The sequence below is a fragment of the Streptomyces sp. JB150 genome, from assembly GCF_011193355.1.
Taxonomy (GTDB): domain Bacteria; phylum Actinomycetota; class Actinomycetes; order Streptomycetales; family Streptomycetaceae; genus Streptomyces.
In genome coordinates this window covers 329,662-346,405 of sequence record NZ_CP049780.1, presented here as the reverse complement: position 1 = coordinate 346,405, position 16,744 = coordinate 329,662, and the positions used below count along the sequence as shown (strand labels likewise).

Genomic DNA, 16,744 nt, shown 5'->3' with positions numbered 1-16,744 from the left:
CTCAGCACACCCACCTCTCACCTCTCCTCTCACCGAAAGGCCTCACCCATGTCCGACCTGCTGCGCGCCCCCGCCGAGATCAAGTACGCCGAGGAGCTGGACTGGCTCGAGTCGATCGACGACAACCCCAAGCCGTTCTCCTGGCGGCTGTCGCCGAAGATGATCCGGCTGTTCATCCTCGGGTCCGAGCGGGCCGACGGCCTCGACCGCGAGGTCTCCCAGAAGTGGTTCGGCGACCGCAGCATCGTCGAGCGGGCCATCGTCACCCTCGCCTCCGACCGCGGCCTGCTGCTCATCGGCGACCCCGGCACCGGCAAGAGCTGGCTCGCCGAACTGCTCGCCGCCGCCGTCTGCCGCAACTCCACCCTCGTCGTGCAGGGCACGGCCGGCACCACCGAGGACCACATCAAGTACTCGTGGAACGTGTCCATGGTGATCGCCAAGGGCCAGTCGCGGGAGTCGATGATCCCCTCGCCGATCATGACCGCGATGGAGAACGGCGTCATCGGCCGCTTCGAGGAACTGACCCGCTCCACCAGCGACGTCCAGGACGCGCTGATCTCCATCCTCTCCGAGAAGTACATCTCGGTCCCCGAACTCGACAGCGACAACATCGTGTTCGCCAAGCCCGGCTTCTCCGTCATCGCCACCGCCAACAGCCGCGACCGGGGCGTCAACGACCTGTCCTCCGCGCTCAAGCGCCGCTTCAACTTTGTGCGCATCCCCGTCGTGACCAACAAGAAGAGCGAGGCGGAGATCGTCCGCTTCCGCACCGAGGAACTGCTGCGCCGCCACCAGATCGAACTCGACGTCCCACCCACCCTGCTGGACGTGCTGCTGCAGTCCTTCTCCGACCTGCGCGCCTCTGCCGCCGCGGCCGCGAGCGACGACGAGAAGCTGGAGTCCGCGCTGTCCACCGCCGAGCAGATCGGCGTCCTGGAGGACGCCATCCTGCACAGCAACTTCTTCGGCGAGCGCGCCCTGACCGCCCGTACCCTCGCCTCCTCGCTCGTCGGCTCCCTCGCCCGCCGCGAACCGGAGGACCTGGCCATCCTCAACAAGTACCTGCACGGCGTCGTCGAGCCGCGCAGCAAGGAGGAGGGCGGCTCCTGGCCGGAGTTCCTCGAGGGCGGCCGCGACGCCATCGCGACCCTGTCGTGAGCACCCGGAACCACACCGTGGACAGGCCCATGAACGAGTCCGCCTTCACCGCCCTGCGCACCCAGCTCCAGCAGGCCGCCACCGCGTTCGCCGGCGGACCCGACGCACTGGAGGGCATCCTCCTCGGCATCGTCGACGACGTCGACCGCGCGGTGCGCGAACCCCTGGAAATCTTCCCCGTCTGCCATCACTCGCCCGCCTCCGCCCTCGCCATGGCACGCCGGCTGCGCGAGAAGCAGCCCAAGGTGGTCTACCTCGAACTCTGCGAGGACATGGCCCCCCTCCTGACCGAGCTGCGCAACTGCAGGCTCCCGGTCGCCGTCCAGGCGTTCGCGACCGAGGTCGACGGCTTCCCCGCGGAATGGGCGCCGCTGTCGGTGGTCGCCCCGATCACCGAGGCGTCGGCCGAGTACCAGGCCATCGCCTACGCCCTGGACACGCCGGGCGTCGAACTCGTCCTCGTGGACCGGTCCTCCGACCACGTCTTCCAGTGGCAGGAGACCCGGCAGGAGACCAAGGAGGACACCGGCACACCGGCCGACCCGGACGCGCCGCCCGCCGAGGAGGAGGCCGCGCTGCACGGCGACGCGGTCGGCGTGGAGATCGGCGACCTGCGCCCCCGCTTCGCCGAACTGGAGGAGCACCTGCTGCGCCACGGCAAGGTGCGGCACTGGTCGGAGTGGTGGCACCAGTACGTCGAACTGCCCCTCGGCGACAGCGACCACGACACCTACCGGCAGGTCATGCTGCTCATCGGCAGCCTCTTCCGGCGCCTCGCCCCCGGCGACCCGCACCGGGTCCGCGTCGACGAGGACCGCGAACGCCACATGTGGACGCGGATGCGCCGGCACATGGCCGCCACCGGCACCGACCCCGCGGACGCCCTCTACGTCTGCGGCGCCTTCCACGCCGCCAGCCGCGTCGCCGAGTTCGGCGTCCACGGCGCCGACACCTTCGAGATCAGCCCGCCCACCGCCACCAAGTGGCAGCACGGCCTGATCCCGTCCAGCCACGCCGCCATCGAGGCACAGTTCGGGCTCGCCGCCGGCTCGGTGTCCATCGCCGCCGCCCAGTGGACGAAGAACCTCAAGCGCACCCGGGTCAAGCCGTACCGGCTCGCCGGCCAGGCGGGCACCAGGACGCCGAAGAAGACGGCGAAGGCCGCGCCGGCTCCCGTCCCCGCCGGCCCGGCCGCCCCCACCGACAGACTCACCGGCTTCCTGCAACGGCCCCCCGTCCTGGACCGCCTCGACGAGGAGGAACTGCTCGGCTGGTCCGTGGAGATCGTGCGCGCCGCCCGCCGCAACGGCTACCTCGCCTCCACCGCCGACGCCATCGCCGTGTTCGAGACGTCGATCCTCCTCGCGGGCATGCGGGACCGCGCGAAGCCCACGCCGTACGACTTCCAGGACGCGGCGGTCACCTGCGTCGAGAAGGACACCGTCCCCGGCCGGCGCGACGTGCGCCGCCTCGTGGAGATCATGCTGGGCGGCGACCGCGTCGGCCAGGTCGGCTACGACGCGCTGCCACCCCTCGCCCGCGACGTCCACGACCGGCTCGCCCCGCTCGACCTCAAGCTCCAGCAGCGCGGCGTCCAGCGGGCCCTGCTCGACATGGCCTCGCGGCCGGAGCTGGAACAGTGCTCCGACGTGCTGTGGATGCTGCGCTACCTCCTGCCGCACGGCGCGGCGCGCCCCATCATGGGCGAACGCAAGCTCGGCGAGCGCCCCATCCAGGAGTCCTGGGACCTGGCCCTGGGCACCCATCAGCGGGCCCTCATCGAGCTGGGCTACGAGGGCGTCAGTATCGAGCAGGTCCTCGAACAGCGGCTGCGGCGCACCGCGTACGGGCCGCAGGCGACCACGGCGACCGTCCTCGAAGCCGTCGAGGACGCCACGCTCTACCTGCGCAGCCGCCGCCTCGCCGACGAACTCGGCCGGCGCGCCCTCGACGTGCTGGCGACCGAGCGGACCGTCGACGGCGCGCCCGAGGTGCTGCGCCGGGTGCGCGGACTGCTGGCGTACTACCGCACCAGCGAGCCGTCCCTGCCCGCGTGGATCGAGTCCTTCGTCAAGACCGGCTACGCCCACTACTGCACCCTGCTGCCGACGGCGTTCACCGACGACGAGGCGAGCGTCCGCCAGGTCGCGGCCATGCTCGGCTTCCTGTTCAGCATGGAGAGCCTCGCCCTGTCGCTGGGCTGCGACCGCAACCAGCTGGAGCTGGCCGTCGCCCAGTCCCATCCGGAGGACCCCGCGAAGACGGCGCTGCTGTGGGCGGCCAAGACCCAGCTCGGCACCCTCTCCCGGGCCGGCCTGCGGGCCCGCTGCGACGAACTGCTCGGCAACCCCCTGGTCGTGCCCGCCTATCCGCGCTACCTCAGCGGATTCCTGCACGCCCTGGAACCGGTGCCCGGCCTCGCCGACTTCGTCGTCGAAGCCGTGTCGAACGCGTTCGCCCGGCTGCCCGACCCGGTGCTGCTGCCCTGGCTGCCGACCCTCATCACCACCCTCCGCGCGGGCGGCGCGGACCTCGCGCCCCTGCTGATCCGCGAGGCGGGCCGCGTCTTCCCCGGCCGCCTCGCCGCCCTGGACGCCTGGATACCGCCGTGGCGAGCCGAGCCGGCCCCGGCGCCCGCACGTCCGGTCCGCGACCGCTCGTCCGTGCGCGGCCTGCCGCTGCTCGCCGCGCACCCCGCGGCCTGCGACGCGGTGGCGGCCCTGCTCGGCTGCGACGCCGACTGGGCCCCGGCGGACCGTACCCCGGCCGGCGCGGCCCTCCTCGCCCGCCACCCGCACACCGCCGACGCACTGGGAGCCCTGCTGGCCACCCCCTGACGGCGACAACCACCGGAGCCACCGCCCCCGGCAGGGAGCGGTGGCCCCGGCGTACGCACGAGCCGACGGTACGGTGCGCGGGGGCACCCCTCAGGGCCGGCGCCCCGAACGGACGCACACGCGCCCGAACTCCGCGAGGGCACGGAAGTCGCCCTCCCGCAGCCCGAGCCGGGGATCGACGTGCCACAGCAGCGCCGCCCCCGCGTGGCGCACGCTCACGAACCCGGCGATCGCGCGCTCCGCGTCGCTCAGACCGGGCTCGCCCTCCGGCAGCGGGAACGGATCCGGCGTCGGTCCCGCCAGCGCGAGCCGCCCGGGCGACCAGCCGCCGATCAGCCGCCGCCAGGGATCCGCCCCCGCCTCCACCAGAGCGCGGGCGTTGTCCGGCCGGTCCGTCATCACGGCCTCCCACAGCGCCGTGCCCCCGGCCCCACCCGCCCGGTCCCGAGGTGCGCGGGCGCGGGGCCGGCGGCAGGCTGGGGACCATGCAGCGCAAGGGACGCGGCGAGGGCGGACGTGGCGAGGGCGGACGGGGTGACGGCGGTCGGGAGCCCGATGTGGAGGCGGTCCTCGACGAGCTGTACACGACGCCGCCGCCCCAGTTCGTCGCCCGCCGCGAGGAACTGGCCGTCGCGGCGAGGACAGCCGGCCGCGCGGCGGACTCCCGGCGCATCCGCGCCGCCCGCCGGCCCACCCTGGCGGCCTGGGCGGCGAACCTGCTGCTGCGCCGCGACCCGGACGAGAGCCGCCGGCTGCTCGACCTGGGCGAAGCCCTCCGCGAGGCCTACCGCACGCTGGACCCGGCCGCGCTCAGGGACCTCACCGCCCAACGGCGCCAGGTCGTCGCCCTGTTGTCCCGGCAGGCCGCCCGGCTCGCAGACGCGGCCGGGCACCCGCTGTCCGCCGCCGCACAGCAGGACGTCACCGCCACGCTGCACGCGGTCCTCGCCGATCCCGACGCCGCCGAGCAATGGTCCTCCGGTCGGCTGACCGGCGCCCTCAGCCCGCCGTCCGCCTTCCTGTCCCCCGACCCGGACGCCGCGGCGCGGACGGCGCGGCCGAAGCCGAGGACGACCACGGCTCCCGAGTCCCGTGCGGAGCCCGCCCGGGGGCCCGCGAAAGAGAGCACCAAGAGGAGCACCAAGAAGTCCGCCGCCAAAACCGTCGCCATAACCACCACCAAGGCCGCCGACAAGGTCGCCAAGAAGGCCGCCGAGAAGGCACAGCCCACGGACGAGCTCGCCGAACGCCGCCGCGTCCGCGAGGAGCAGCTCGCCGAGGCCCGCCTCGCCGCCGAGGAGGCCGAGCGGCGTCTGGGCGAGCGCCGCGAGAGGGCGGCCGAGGCGGCGGAGTCCCTGACGCGGGCCCGCGAGCGCCGGGAGGCGGCGCGGTCGGAGCTGGGCGCCGCCGAACAGCGGCTGCGCACCGCGCGGGAGGCCTTGCGGGACGCCGACCGGGCACGCCGCGAGGCCGAGGAACGCCACCGCTCCGCCGCCGACGCCCGCACCACGGCCGAACGGGAGGCCCGCGCCGCGGCGACCGCACTGCGACGCCTGGAGATCCGCACGGGACGGCGCGAGCAGCCGCCGGGCCGGTCCCGCTAGTCGGTGACGAGGGCGAGGGTGAAGCCGTCGTACCCCTTCATACCGACGGTCTGCACCGTGGTGGCGGTCAGCCGCGGGTGCTCGGCGACGAGTTCGGTGAAGCGGCGTATGCCCTGCACGCGGGGGTCCTCGCTCGCCGGGGCGACGACCGCTCCCTCGCGGACCACGTTGTCCCCGACGATGACGCTGCCCGGCCGGGTGAGCCGCAACGCCCAGTCCAGGTAGGCGGGGTTGGACGGCTTGTCGGCGTCGATGAACACGAGGTCGAACGGGCCGGCCCCCTCGTCGGCGAGCAGCGGCAGGGTCCCCAGGGCGTTGCCGACCCGCAGGTCGACGACGTGGTCGACGCCGGCGCGGGCGATGTTCCGCGCCGCGACGTCCGCGCACCGCTCGTCGGCCTCGAGCGTCACCAGCCGCCCGTCCGCAGGCAACGCGCGGGCGAGCCAGATGGTGCTGTAGCCGCCGAGCGTGCCGATCTCGAGGACGGTGCGGGCGCCCTGGATGCGGGCGAGCAGGTGCAGCAGCTTGCCCTGGTTCGGGGCGACCTGGTGGGGCGGCAGCCCGGCCGCGTCACTGTCCGCGACGGCCGAGAGCAGCGCGGCGTCCTCGGCCACCAGCAAGCCGTTGAAGTAATCGTCGACGGCCGTCCACGTCTGCTGCGACACAGTGCGCTCCCTTTCGATACTCACCGGGTTCCATGGGTAACCTACGAGGGTGGACGGCATCCCGCGATCGCTTTTCCCTTCCTTCGTTCGGCAGTACGGCATGAGTCCTCGGCGCGGGGCCGACGACATCTCCGGCATCGCGCAGGCCGCGGCGGTGGCCGGCGACCGGTGGAGCCTGTTGGTGCTGCGCGGGCTGACCGGGTGCTGGTGGCCCTCCAGGACCCGGCGACAGCTGCCTGTTCGGGGACGGTACGCTCACCGGATGCACCGTTCACGGTGTTCCCTCGCTTCGCTCGCGCCCGCCGGGGCCATCACCTTCCGGAGCGATGAACGCAGCAACCTCGCCGCGGCAGAGCACCACGATGGCGTCGCAGCCGCACGTGCAGTACTCGACCTCGCCGCTCGACGTCGAGTGGGCGGACAACAGCTCCCAGGTCGGTGTGTCCTCGGTTGCCGTACAGCCCCAGTCGAGCAGCGGGCATCCCTCGCGGGCGGAGTGGAGTGTCGGACCGTCCGTCCGTGTGGCCGGCCGTGAGGGGTGTGACGACCGCTCAGCGGGGACCGGGCTGGACGGGAGGGGGTTCGGCATGGGTGTCTTCTCCCTTCGGTGCCGTGTCCTCGGACCCCGGCACGGCGGGTTCGGGCAGGGTCTTGAACAGCAGCCAGGCCAGGACGGGCATCAGGACCAGTGGGGCCAGGGCGGTCCGCAGCGAAGTCCTGTCGGCGACGGTGCCGATGACCGGGCTGATCAGGCCGCCGATACTCACGGTGAGACCGAGCGTGATCCCGCTGGCGGTGCCGGCCCGCGAGGGCAGGTAGTCCTGGCCCAGCGTGACCTGGAGCGAGAACGGGATGTACAGACCGGCCGAGGTGAGCAGGACGAACAGGTAGAGGGCGGGGCCGGGAACGAGGAGCAGACCGGCGATCGATCCGGCCGTCAGCAGGTACGACCAGCGCGAGACCCGCACCCGGTCCCACCGGTCCGCCAGCGCACCACCCAGCACGCTGCCCACCGCGCCACCCACGTACAGCAGGAACAGAGCCGCCGTGCCCGCGGCCTTGCTGCCGTCCATGCGGTCGGTGGCGTACAGCGAGACGAACGTGCTCAGACCGATGAAGGCGACGGAGCGGCACACCACGGCCAGCGAGAGGCGCACGAACGACGCCCTGTCGTCCTCGCCGGACGCGGGCGCCTCGGCCGCGTCGGACAACCGGGTCTCCAGCACGCGCAGCACGGGCAGGCACAGCGCGGCGCCGACCACGGCCGGCAGCACGAGCACCGGCGTCAGGCGCAGTCCCCCGGCCGAGACCACGACGGCGACCGCGACCGGGGCCAGCGCGAAGCCGAGGTTGCCCCCCAGCGAGAACCATCCCATCGCGCTGTGACTGCCGCCGCCGGCGACCCTGGCCACCCGCGCGGACTCCGGATGGTAGGCGGCCACGCCGACCCCGGACACCGCGACGACCGTCAGCGTCACCAGGTAGGAGTCACTCACCCCGCTGAGCGCGATACCCACCCCCGCGACCAGCGTGCCGGCCGGCAACAGCCAAGGCATCGCGCGGCGGTCGGTCACCATGCCGAACAACGGCTGGGCCACCGACGACAACACGGAGGCGGCGAGCACGATGCCCGAGACGGCGGCGTAGCCGTACGCGCGCTCGATGACGAAGAAGGGCACGAGGGAGGCGACGGCGCCCTGATAGACGTCGACGCAGCCATGCCCGACGGACAAGAGAGTGAGGGAGAGATTCCTGCGCACCCGGTCATCGTGGACGGCACCCACCGTGTCGCGCTTCCGATAAACTGCCAGACAATGACGGAAGTCCGCCACACGCCCGTGGCCCCCACCCGCACCCAGCGACTGGCGTCCGGTGCGGGGATAGACGCGCACCGGCACGACGACCACCAGATCGTCTACGCGGGCCGGGGCGTACTGTCCGTCACCACCAGCGCCGGCTCCTGGGTCGCCCCCGCGACCCGCGCCATCTGGGTGCCGGCCGGCACCGTCCACGCCCACCAGGCCCACGGTGACCTCGAACTGCACCTGGTGGGCCTCCCCGCGTGGGAGAACCCCCTGCGCCTGGACACCCCCAGCGTGCTCGCGGTGAGCCCGCTGCTGCGCGAGCTGATCATTGCCTTCACCCGCACCGAGGGCGACGACAGCCCGGAGCGGACGCGGCTGCGCGCGGTGCTGCTGGACCAGCTGAAGATTTCGGTGCAGCAGCCCCTGCACCTGCCCACGCCGAGCAGTCCCCTGCTCCGGACCGTCTGCGACCTCCTGCGGTCCGACCCCTCGGACAACCGCACACTCGCCGAACTCGGCCGAGAGGCCGGGGCCAGTGACCGTACACTCTCCCGCCTGTTCCGGAGCGACCTCGGCATGACGTTCCCTCAGTGGCGCACCCAGCTGCGACTCCACCACGCCCTGGTCCTGCTGGCCGAGAAGGTGCCGGTGACCACGGTCGCGAACCAGTGCGGATGGTCGTCCACCAGCGCCTTCATCGACGTGTTCCGCCGCGCGTTCGGGCATACCCCGGGCACGCACTCCCGGTGACCGGTCGACCCCCTGGTCAATGCGGCTGGTCCCACGCACCGGCCGCCGCCGCCCGGGCGGCGTACGTGGCGAAGTCGACCGGCGCGCGTCCCAGTACCTCCCGCACGCCGGTGCCCGGCTCGGCGAAGTGCCCCGCGCGCATGGCGGCGAACATCGCGTTCAGCTCGTCCGCGGCCTCCTCGGACGCGCCCGAGGCCAGGAGGCCCGCCCGGTACTCCTCCGGCGTCACCTCGGTGTAACGGATGGGGCGTCCCGCGGCCTCGGCGATGGTCGCGACGGCCTCCTCGAAGGTGAGCCCCCGGGGCCCGGACAGCTCGTACACCCGGCCGTGGTGACCGTCCGACGTCAGTGCGGCCGCGGCGACGTCGGCGATGTCCTGGACGTCCACGAACGGCTCCGGCACCGCCCCGAGCGGCAGGGCGAGGTGCCCGGACCGCAGCGGGGCCCGCCAGACGTCCTCGTCGAAGTTCTGGTGGAAGTTGTTCGGGCGCAGGATCGTCCACCGCGCGCCGGACTCGCGGACCGCCTGCTCCGCCGCGGCCATGCCCTGGAAGTACGGGGGCCGCATCCGGTCGATGCCGCGCGCGGACAGCGCCACGAACCGACAGACGCCCGCCTCGGCCGCCTGCTCGACGAAGGGCGAGGCCAGGGCCGGGTCCACGGGGGCCAGGAGATGGACCGCCGAGGCCCCGTCCAGGGCGGTCCTCCAGGTGCTGCGGTCGGTCCAGTCGAACCGCACGGTGCCGGTGCGGGACGCGGCCCGCACCGGCCGGCCCGCCGCCCGCAGGGTGCGCACGAGCCGCCGGCCGACCTTGCCCGTCGCGCCGAGGACCAGGATCTCATCGGTGTGTGTCGTCATGACGGTCAGTCAACTTTCCTGAGCCGCCACGGGACATGGCCGCGCGTCCGCCGGGGATGTCCGATCGTCCGCCGGGTTATCGTGAAACGCGTGGATCCCTTGGACGATCTCCTTCAGGGCGTGCGCGCCGACGGTGCCGGCTTCGGCCGCACGGAGCTGTCGCCGCCCTGGGCGCTGCGGTTCACCGACGGTGCCTCCCTGACGCTGTCGGCCCCGCTGCACGGCGAGGCCTGGATCGCCCTGGACGACGGCTCGCCAGAGCACGGCAAGGCAGTGCTGCTCAAGCCGGGCGACTGCGCGATCGTGCGGGGTCCCGCGCCGTTCACGGTCACCGACCGCCCGCGGCCGGATTCCCCCCGTGCCGGCGCCGCGGACCCGCCGCCGCCCGCCTCCACCGTGCTGCTGACGGGGACTTACCAGGTCCGTGGCCGGGTCTCCGCGCGGCTGCTCGACATGCTGCCGCCGCTGCTGGTGGTCCCGGGCACCGACGGCTGCGCCTCCCTCGGCGGTTTCCTGGACTCCGAGGCGGCCGCCTGCCGTCCGGGCCGGCAGGTGGTCCTCGACCGGCTGCTGGACTGGCTGCTGGTGTGCACGCTGCGCGGCTGGTTCGACTCCCCGCAGGCCGCGCCTCTGGCCTGGTACGGCGCCCTGGGCGACGAGGTGACCGGCCCCGCGCTGCGGGCGATGCACCGAGCGCCGGAGCATCCCTGGACCCTCGCCGCGCTGGCCGCCGAGGCGGCCGTGTCCCGTACGACACTGGCCGCGCGGTTCACCCGGCAGGTCGGCAAGCCGCCGCTGGCCTATCTCACCGACTGGCGGATGACCCTGGCCGCCGATCTGCTGACCGGGTCCACCGCGACCGTCGCCGCCGTCGCCCGCCAGGTGGGCTACGCGGACGCCTTCGGCTTCAGCACGGCCTTCAAACGCGTCCACGGCGTGAGCCCCAGCGAGTACCGCCGGGCCTGCGGCACGGCCGACTGCGCCGCTGACTGCCCCGCGTGAGCGACTGGGGCAGCGCGTCGCCGCCGTGGCCGGGTCCGGCGAGGGGACCGGGCGCGCCCGCATGCATCGGCCGGTCGGCCAGTCCCCGCAGGTACCTCGTCCCCAAGTCCCGTCGCCCACCCGGCGCAGACCGGGCTCACTCCTCCTCGACGGCGGTCCAGTCGCCGCGCGCGTCCACGGGCGCGGCGGGCGGCGCCACCGCGCGCACCAGCCGCTCGCGGGCCGCCGCGGGGCCGCCCCGGCCCGCTCACGTGCTGCCGACGCCGTCCAGCGCCGCGCTGACCCGGGCCAGCCGGGCCGGCGGCAGCGCGAAGTGGTTGTCCGGGTTGCGGTACGAGTACGGGCCGTCGCTGACCCGGCCGACGCCCCCGGCGGTGGACCAGCGCGCGGCACCGGCCGGCCCCTGGGCGTCGAGCAGGGCCGCGGCCAGCGCCTCGGGCGCCTCCACCGCCGTACACGCGCGCAGGGCGGCGGCCACCCGGCCGGCCGCCTCGTCGGGCACGGCCTCGTCCCCGAGCGCGGGCAGCAACAGCAGCAGCCGGGCCCCGGGGTCGGACGTGCTGCCGCCGGGCAGACCGTTGTCCGCGGCCGCGCACAGTTCGGGCCAGGACAGCGCGGGACCCATGAAGTGGCCCTCGTCCTGGGCGAGCAGTTCGGCCCGCTCCCAGTGGGGGTGGTGCAGGAGGTAGTCGACGCCCGGGTCGTCCGGGGCGGCGCGGTAGACGACGTACAGCCGGTGGCCGCCCCGCAGCGGCACGGTGAAGACGGGCCACTCGTCCCCCTCCAGCAACCGCCGCTGACCCTCCGCGGCGGCCTCCTCGTCCGCGCCGAGCAGCAGCTCCTCGGCCTCGGCCTCGGCGGCACAGCTGTAGAGGTGGCCCAGCCAGAACAGGGGCTGGGCCAGCAGCTCGGGGCGGTGGGTGAAGGGGCCGCCGTCGTAGCCCGGTATGCGGGAGGGATGCGTCGTCGCGCTGTTCGTCACGCACGCCATCATGGCGGGCCCTGCGCGCCCCGGCGCGGGCGGGGGCACCGGCTTTCGCCGCGCGCTCAGTGACGGTACGGCTGCTGCTGGGGCTGCCCCTGGGTCTGGCCGCCCGTGGCCTGCGCCTGCAGCTGATCCGCCTGCTCCTTGGTCACCTGCTGTTCCGCCCCGCAGAACGTGCACTGCGTGGCGAACTTCGTCGAGAACGGGAACACCGGCACGAAGAACAGGGTGAACTTGGTGACGCGCTTCCTCAGCGTGTGCGCGGCCGGGTTGCCGCAGCGGCCGCAGACCAGCGTGAGTATCGCGAGCTGGTACAGATACCCCTTGGTACCAAAGATGATCATGTCGCTGATCCCTCCCGAGCCGGCGCCCGCCGGCACCGTGCCGGCCGGGCGGTGAGCCACGCCCACGTCCCCAGTCTTCCGCACGTCGCGGTGAGCGTCCTGACGCGGACCGGCGCGCCGGTGCGGTGCGGCCCGGTTTGGTGCGGTCCGGCGTGGCTCAGTGCGGCCCGGTGAGGCCCGGCCCGGTGTGGTCCGGTTCGCCCCGAGGCCCGGCCTCCGGCCCCGCGCCGGCCGTACCCCCGCGCCCCGTACCCGTACCCCCGTGCCCCGTACCCCCGGGCACGGGCCGACCGCCGTTTTCCTAGACTGGTACCGGACCCGGCCACGCCGACGCGGCCGGACGGAAGGCGGTGGCGCCCCATGCAGTACGTCGCTGTGAGTGCGCTCAGCCATCCCGGGCTGCGGCGGACCCGGAACGAGGACAGTCTCGTGATCGGCCCCTGGACCCTGTGCGCGACCGTCACCGAGAGCCCCCAGACCCTGGCCTTCCCGCTCGGGAGCCCCCTCGTCGTCGCCGTCGCCGACGGCCTGGGCGGCCACCCCGGCGGCGATCTGGCCAGCTCCCTCGTCGTGCGCGGGCTCGCCTCCAACGGCTCGGACCTCGGCACCGAGGACGCCGTCCGCGACCTCCTGGACGCCTGCAACCGGGCCGTCTACGACGCCGCGGGCGGTGACATGGGGGGCGAGCTGGCCACCATGGGGACGACCGTCGCCGGCGTCGTCGTCCGCGGCGACTCGCTGCTGGTGTTCAACGTGGGCGACAGCCGCGTCCTCGCGCTCTCCCCGGACGGCTTGCGCCAGCTCAGCGTCGACGACAGCCCCCCGCTGGAACCCGGGCAGCGCACCACGTCCCTCGTCACCCAGTGCCTCGGCGGCAGCCCCGTCTTCCGCGCCGTCCACGCGCACGTCACCCCCGTACCGCTGTCACCCGGTGAGCGCTATCTCATCTGCACCGACGGGGTGACCGACCCGCTGACGAACGACGTGATCGAGGACGTGCTCCGGGAGCACGACGACGGCCGCGCGGCCTTCGAGCTGTGGAGGGCGGCCATCGAGGCGGGCGGCCCGGACAACATCACGCTGGCCGTGGTCCGCGTCGGCGAGGAGTAGTCGCCGCCCTAACCGGGAGCAGCCCTCGCCGATCCGGCGTGGTCCCCGCCGGTCAGGCACCTCCTGCGCCGACGGGCCGCCCCGTCCTGTCCGCTCAGCGAACACCGATGTCCGGCAAGCGTCTTGACGGGACATCGACATCTCCCTGACCATCGGGCACACACAGCACCCGCACAGCTCTGGCACCACCGCTTCAGACTTCGTCCGGCAACCCCACCCACGACGAGAAAGTGCGGATCCCCACGTGACGACTCCCCGGTTCACCCTGCCCAGAAGCCGTTTCAGACGTACCGCGACGGCGACCGCCCTCACCCTGGCCGGCGCGCTGCTCGCCGCCGCCCCGGCCCACTCCGCCCCGGCCGCCTCCGCCCCCTCGGCGGCGACCGCGGCGCGGGCCCTCGCGGCCCCCGACATCCCGCTCGCCAACGTCAAGGCGCACCTGACCCAGTTCCAGTCCATCGCGGGCGCCAACGGCGGCAACCGGGCGCACGGCCGCCCCGGTTACAAGGCCTCCATCGACTACGTGCGCGCCAAGCTGGACGCCGCCGGATTCACCACCACCCTGCAGCAGTTCACCTACTCCGGCACCACCGGCTACAACCTCGTCGCCGACTGGCCCGGCGGCGACCCCAACCAGGTCGTCATGGCCGGCGCCCACCTCGACTCCGTCTCCTCCGGCGCCGGCATCAACGACAACGGCTCCGGATCGGCGGCCGTCCTGGAGACCGCGCTCGCCGTCTCCCGCGCCCAGCTCCAGCCCGCCAAGCACCTGCGGTTCGCCTGGTGGGGCGCGGAGGAACTCGGCCTGGTCGGCTCCAAGCACTACGTCAACACCCTCGCCGCCGCCGACCGCGCCCGCATCACGGGCTACATCAACCTCGACATGGTCGGCTCCCCGAACCCCGGCTACTTCGTCTACGACGACGACCCGGCGATCGAGAAGGTCTTCAAGGACTGGTACGCGGGCATCGGCGTGCCCACCGAGATCGAGACCGAGGGCGACGGCCGCTCCGACCACGCCTCCTTCAAGAACGCGGGCATACCCGTCGGCGGCCTCTTCACCGGCGCCAGCCGCACCAAGACGTCGGCCCAGGCCGCCAAGTGGGGCGGCACCGCGGGCCAGGCCTTCGACCGCTGCTACCACTCGTCGTGCGACACCACGGCGAACATCAACGACACCGCCCTGGACCGAAACAGCGACGCCCTCGCCCACGCCGTCTGGACGTTGAGCACGGCGACAACGCCCCCGCCGGGCACGACATACGAGAACACCACCGACGTCGCCATCCCCGACAACGGCGCGGCCGTCACCTCCACCGTCCCCGTCACCGGCCGCACCGGAAACGCCCCCGCCACGCTCCGCGTCGGCGTGGACATCAAGCACACCTGGCGCGGTGACCTGGTCGTCGACCTGCTCGCCCCCGACGGCACCGCCTACCGGCTGAAGAACTCCAGCAGCTCCGACTCCGCGGACAACGTCACCACCACCTACACCGTCGACGCCTCCAGCGAGCCCGCCAACGGCGACTGGCGGCTGCGCGTGCAGGACGTGGCCGCCCAGGACACGGGCTACATCGACAGCTGGAAACTGACCTTCTGACCCCGGCCCGCAGGCCGGCACCGCCCGCACCGTCCCCGGTGACCGGCGCGTTGCCGGCCCTCCCGGTACCACCGCGCGGCACGCCCCCGGCCGCGCGCGCTCAGCCGGTGGCGGCCCGGAAGCGGCGCCGGTACTCCGTGGGAGTGGTGTCGAGGCGTCGGCGGAACGCGCGCACGAGGGTGTCCGTCGTGCCGAACCCGCAGACGGACACGATGCGTTCCAGTGTCGCGTCGGTCGACTCCAGCTGCCGGCGCGCGAGTTCCACGCGCACGGCCTCGAGGTAGGCGCTCGGCGTCATGCCGAGCTCCGACGTGAAGACGCGGGTGAGCTGGCGCTCGCTGAGATGGGCGTGGGCGGCGAGGTCCGCGACCGTGAGCGGCTGCGCGATGTGCCGCAGGATGTGGTGACGCAGCTCCTCGACACGCCGGGTCGCGGAAACCGGTTCGAGCGGCACACTGAACTGGCTCTGCCCGCCGGGGCGCTTCAGGTACATCACCAGCTGCCGGGCGACGCGCAGCGCGAGCGCCTCCCCGAAGTCGTCGGCGACCAGGGCGAGGGACAGATCGAGGCAGGCGCTGATGCCCGCGCCGGTCCACACCTCACCGTCGCGGATGAAGATCGGGTCGGCGTCGACGCGGACCGCCGGGTGCTCGGCCGCCAGTTGCCGGGCCGTGGACCAGTGGGTCGTGGCGCGCCTGCCGTCGAGGAGCCCGGCGGCGGCCAGGACGTGCGCCCCGACACACATCGAGGCGATCCTGCGGGGCCGCTCGGCGAGGGTCTTCACCCAGCCGGTCACCACCGGGTCGGTGACCGCGCGGACCCGGCCCCGGCCGTCGGTCTCGACCGCGCCGGGCACCATGAGGGTGTCGATGCCCTCCCTCGCCACCTCCTCGAAGGTCGTGTCGGGGAGCACCCGCACCCCGGCGGCCGTGGTCACGGGGCCGGGGGTCTCGGCGGCCAGGACCACCCGGTAGGCCGGGGAGGACCCGTTCAGCTCGCGCCGCACCAGGGAGAACACCTCGGGCGGCCCGGTCACGTCGAGCAGGTCGACGCCGTCGAAGAGGAGGATGACGACGAGTCGTTTCATGGTGCTCAAGGCTGCTGTCTCCGCCCGCTCGGCAACGGTCATGTCCGGATCTGCAGGTTAGATGACATTGCCGACACATGAAGCGGGCCCGTAGCGTTCCCCACGTACCCGGCACGAGCGGCACCCCGCCCGTCCGGAGCCACAACTGCCGTTCCGCTCCACGGACTTGGCGTACCGATTCTTAGGGGAACCTCCATGGCCACGACCACGCTGCGCGCACTCATGGGCTTCGACGAGACGCCCGCGTCCCTCGCCGACGCCACCCTGATCCTGGTCGACTACCAGAACACCTACGTCCGCGGCGTGCTGGAACTGGACGGCTGGCAGGCGGCGCTCGACTCCGCCGCCGGACTGCTGGACCGCGCCCGGGAGGCGGGCACCACGGTCATCCACGTCGTCAACGACGGCGGTGAGGGCACCCTGTACGACATCCGGGCCGAGATCGGGCAGATCCACCCCCGCGTCGCACCGGCCGACGGGGAGTCCGTCGTCGTCAAGAAGGTCCCGGACGCCTTCGTCGGCACCGACCTGGGGGACCTCGTCGCCGACGCCGGACACAAGGACGTCGTCGTCGCGGGCTTCATGACGCACATGTGCGTGCTGTTCACCGCGCAGGGCGCGTTCCTGCGCGGCTACCGGCCCACGGTCGTCGCCGACGCCTGCGCCACCCGCCCGCTGCCGGCGGCGGGAACCGAGGTGCCCGCCGCGCAGCTCCACCGCAGCACACTCGCGACGATCGGCGACCTGTACGGAGTCGTCGTCGAGTCCGGCAGGACGCTGGTCTGACACGGCCCGCCGGCTGCCGCCCGGCTCAGCCCAGGCGGCGCCAGAAGGCGAGGTTGTGGGCGGCCGCGTAGTCCACCGCCGTGACGGCGCCGGGCGCCAGCGACTGGGTGTGCGGGACCGGGGAGCCCGGCTCGAACGCCGGCCAGGGT

The 16,744-nt window shown here is 73.6% G+C and carries 15 protein-coding genes; 8 read left to right on the top strand and 7 right to left on the bottom strand.

From position 1 onward, the window contains the following. The first annotated feature begins 48 nt into the window (after nucleotides 1–48). Nucleotides 49–1,161, top strand: coding sequence for an AAA family ATPase (locus G7Z13_RS01575; RefSeq protein ID WP_165995300.1), 1,113 nt, complete (start codon nucleotides 49–51; stop codon nucleotides 1,159–1,161). A 29-nt stretch (nucleotides 1,162–1,190) separates the two neighbouring features. Next, on the top strand, nucleotides 1,191–3,998 hold the full coding sequence (locus G7Z13_RS01570; RefSeq protein WP_165995299.1) for a DUF5682 family protein: 2,808 nt from the start codon (nucleotides 1,191–1,193) through the stop codon (nucleotides 3,996–3,998). Between the two features lie 90 nt (nucleotides 3,999–4,088). Here G7Z13_RS01570 and G7Z13_RS34200 read toward each other — a convergent pair whose 3' ends face one another. Next, nucleotides 4,089–4,397, bottom strand: coding sequence for a hypothetical protein (locus G7Z13_RS34200; protein WP_165995298.1), 309 nt, complete (start codon nucleotides 4,395–4,397; stop codon nucleotides 4,089–4,091). A gap of 86 nt (nucleotides 4,398–4,483) precedes the next feature. Between G7Z13_RS34200 and G7Z13_RS01560 the strand changes: the two genes are divergently transcribed. Continuing rightward, nucleotides 4,484–5,602 (top strand): hypothetical protein, encoded by a 1,119-nt coding sequence (locus G7Z13_RS01560; protein WP_165995296.1) that lies wholly within the window; start codon nucleotides 4,484–4,486, stop codon nucleotides 5,600–5,602. Here G7Z13_RS01560 and G7Z13_RS01555 read toward each other — a convergent pair. Both G7Z13_RS01555 and G7Z13_RS01550 read right to left on the bottom strand, forming a co-directional pair. After that, complete coding sequence (locus G7Z13_RS01555; protein ID WP_165995295.1) at nucleotides 5,599–6,267, bottom strand: O-methyltransferase; 669 nt, start codon at nucleotides 6,265–6,267, stop codon at nucleotides 5,599–5,601. The two genes, G7Z13_RS01560 and G7Z13_RS01555, sit on opposite strands and share 4 nt — an antisense overlap. Nucleotides 6,268–6,818: 551 nt before the next feature. Next, complete coding sequence (locus G7Z13_RS01550) at nucleotides 6,819–8,027, bottom strand: MFS transporter (protein WP_165995294.1); 1,209 nt, start codon at nucleotides 8,025–8,027, stop codon at nucleotides 6,819–6,821. Between the two features lie 54 nt (nucleotides 8,028–8,081). On the opposite strand from G7Z13_RS01550, the gene G7Z13_RS01545 reads away from it, so the two are divergent. Beyond that, nucleotides 8,082–8,822, top strand: a complete 741-nt coding sequence (locus G7Z13_RS01545; RefSeq protein ID WP_165995293.1) for a helix-turn-helix transcriptional regulator — start codon at nucleotides 8,082–8,084, stop codon at nucleotides 8,820–8,822. A gap of 16 nt (nucleotides 8,823–8,838) precedes the next feature. Here the strand turns inward: G7Z13_RS01545 and G7Z13_RS01540 are convergent, their stop codons facing one another. Then, a complete protein-coding gene (locus tag G7Z13_RS01540; protein WP_165995292.1) occupies nucleotides 8,839–9,681 on the bottom strand; it encodes an NAD(P)H-binding protein in 843 nt (280 codons plus the stop codon). Between the two features lie 90 nt (nucleotides 9,682–9,771). Between G7Z13_RS01540 and G7Z13_RS01535 the strand changes: the two genes are divergently transcribed. After that, nucleotides 9,772–10,683, top strand: a complete 912-nt coding sequence (locus tag G7Z13_RS01535; RefSeq protein WP_165995291.1) for an AraC family transcriptional regulator — start codon at nucleotides 9,772–9,774, stop codon at nucleotides 10,681–10,683. 247 nt (nucleotides 10,684–10,930) lie between these two features. Here the strand turns inward: G7Z13_RS01535 and G7Z13_RS01530 are convergent, their stop codons facing one another. Together G7Z13_RS01530 and G7Z13_RS01525 are read right to left on the bottom strand one after the other, a co-directional pair. Beyond that, nucleotides 10,931–11,665 carry a hypothetical protein gene (locus G7Z13_RS01530; RefSeq protein ID WP_240926078.1) on the bottom strand — a complete coding sequence of 245 codons (735 nt, stop codon included), beginning with the start codon at nucleotides 11,663–11,665 and terminating at the stop codon, nucleotides 10,931–10,933. Between the two features lie 65 nt (nucleotides 11,666–11,730). Continuing rightward, nucleotides 11,731–12,012 (bottom strand): zinc-ribbon domain-containing protein, encoded by a 282-nt coding sequence (locus tag G7Z13_RS01525; RefSeq protein WP_165995289.1) that lies wholly within the window; start codon nucleotides 12,010–12,012, stop codon nucleotides 11,731–11,733. Between the two features lie 360 nt (nucleotides 12,013–12,372). Here G7Z13_RS01525 and G7Z13_RS01520 point away from each other — a divergent pair, with 360 nt between their 5' ends. Beyond that, nucleotides 12,373–13,122 carry a PP2C family serine/threonine-protein phosphatase gene (locus G7Z13_RS01520; RefSeq protein WP_165995288.1) on the top strand — a complete coding sequence of 250 codons (750 nt, stop codon included), beginning with the start codon at nucleotides 12,373–12,375 and terminating at the stop codon, nucleotides 13,120–13,122. Between the two features lie 244 nt (nucleotides 13,123–13,366). Continuing rightward, nucleotides 13,367–14,722: a M28 family metallopeptidase gene (locus tag G7Z13_RS01515; protein ID WP_240926077.1), complete on the top strand. Its 1,356-nt coding sequence runs from the start codon at nucleotides 13,367–13,369 to the stop codon at nucleotides 14,720–14,722. A gap of 100 nt (nucleotides 14,723–14,822) precedes the next feature. On the opposite strand, the gene G7Z13_RS01510 is transcribed toward G7Z13_RS01515, so the two are convergent. Then, entirely contained in the window at nucleotides 14,823–15,818 is a 996-nt protein-coding gene (locus G7Z13_RS01510) for a DJ-1/PfpI family protein (protein ID WP_165995275.1), read from the bottom strand. Nucleotides 15,819–16,004: 186 nt separating this feature from the next. On the opposite strand from G7Z13_RS01510, the gene G7Z13_RS01505 reads away from it, so the two are divergent. Next, nucleotides 16,005–16,595, top strand: a complete 591-nt coding sequence (locus G7Z13_RS01505; protein ID WP_165995273.1) for a cysteine hydrolase family protein — start codon at nucleotides 16,005–16,007, stop codon at nucleotides 16,593–16,595. The last annotated feature ends 149 nt before the right edge of the window (nucleotides 16,596–16,744 follow it).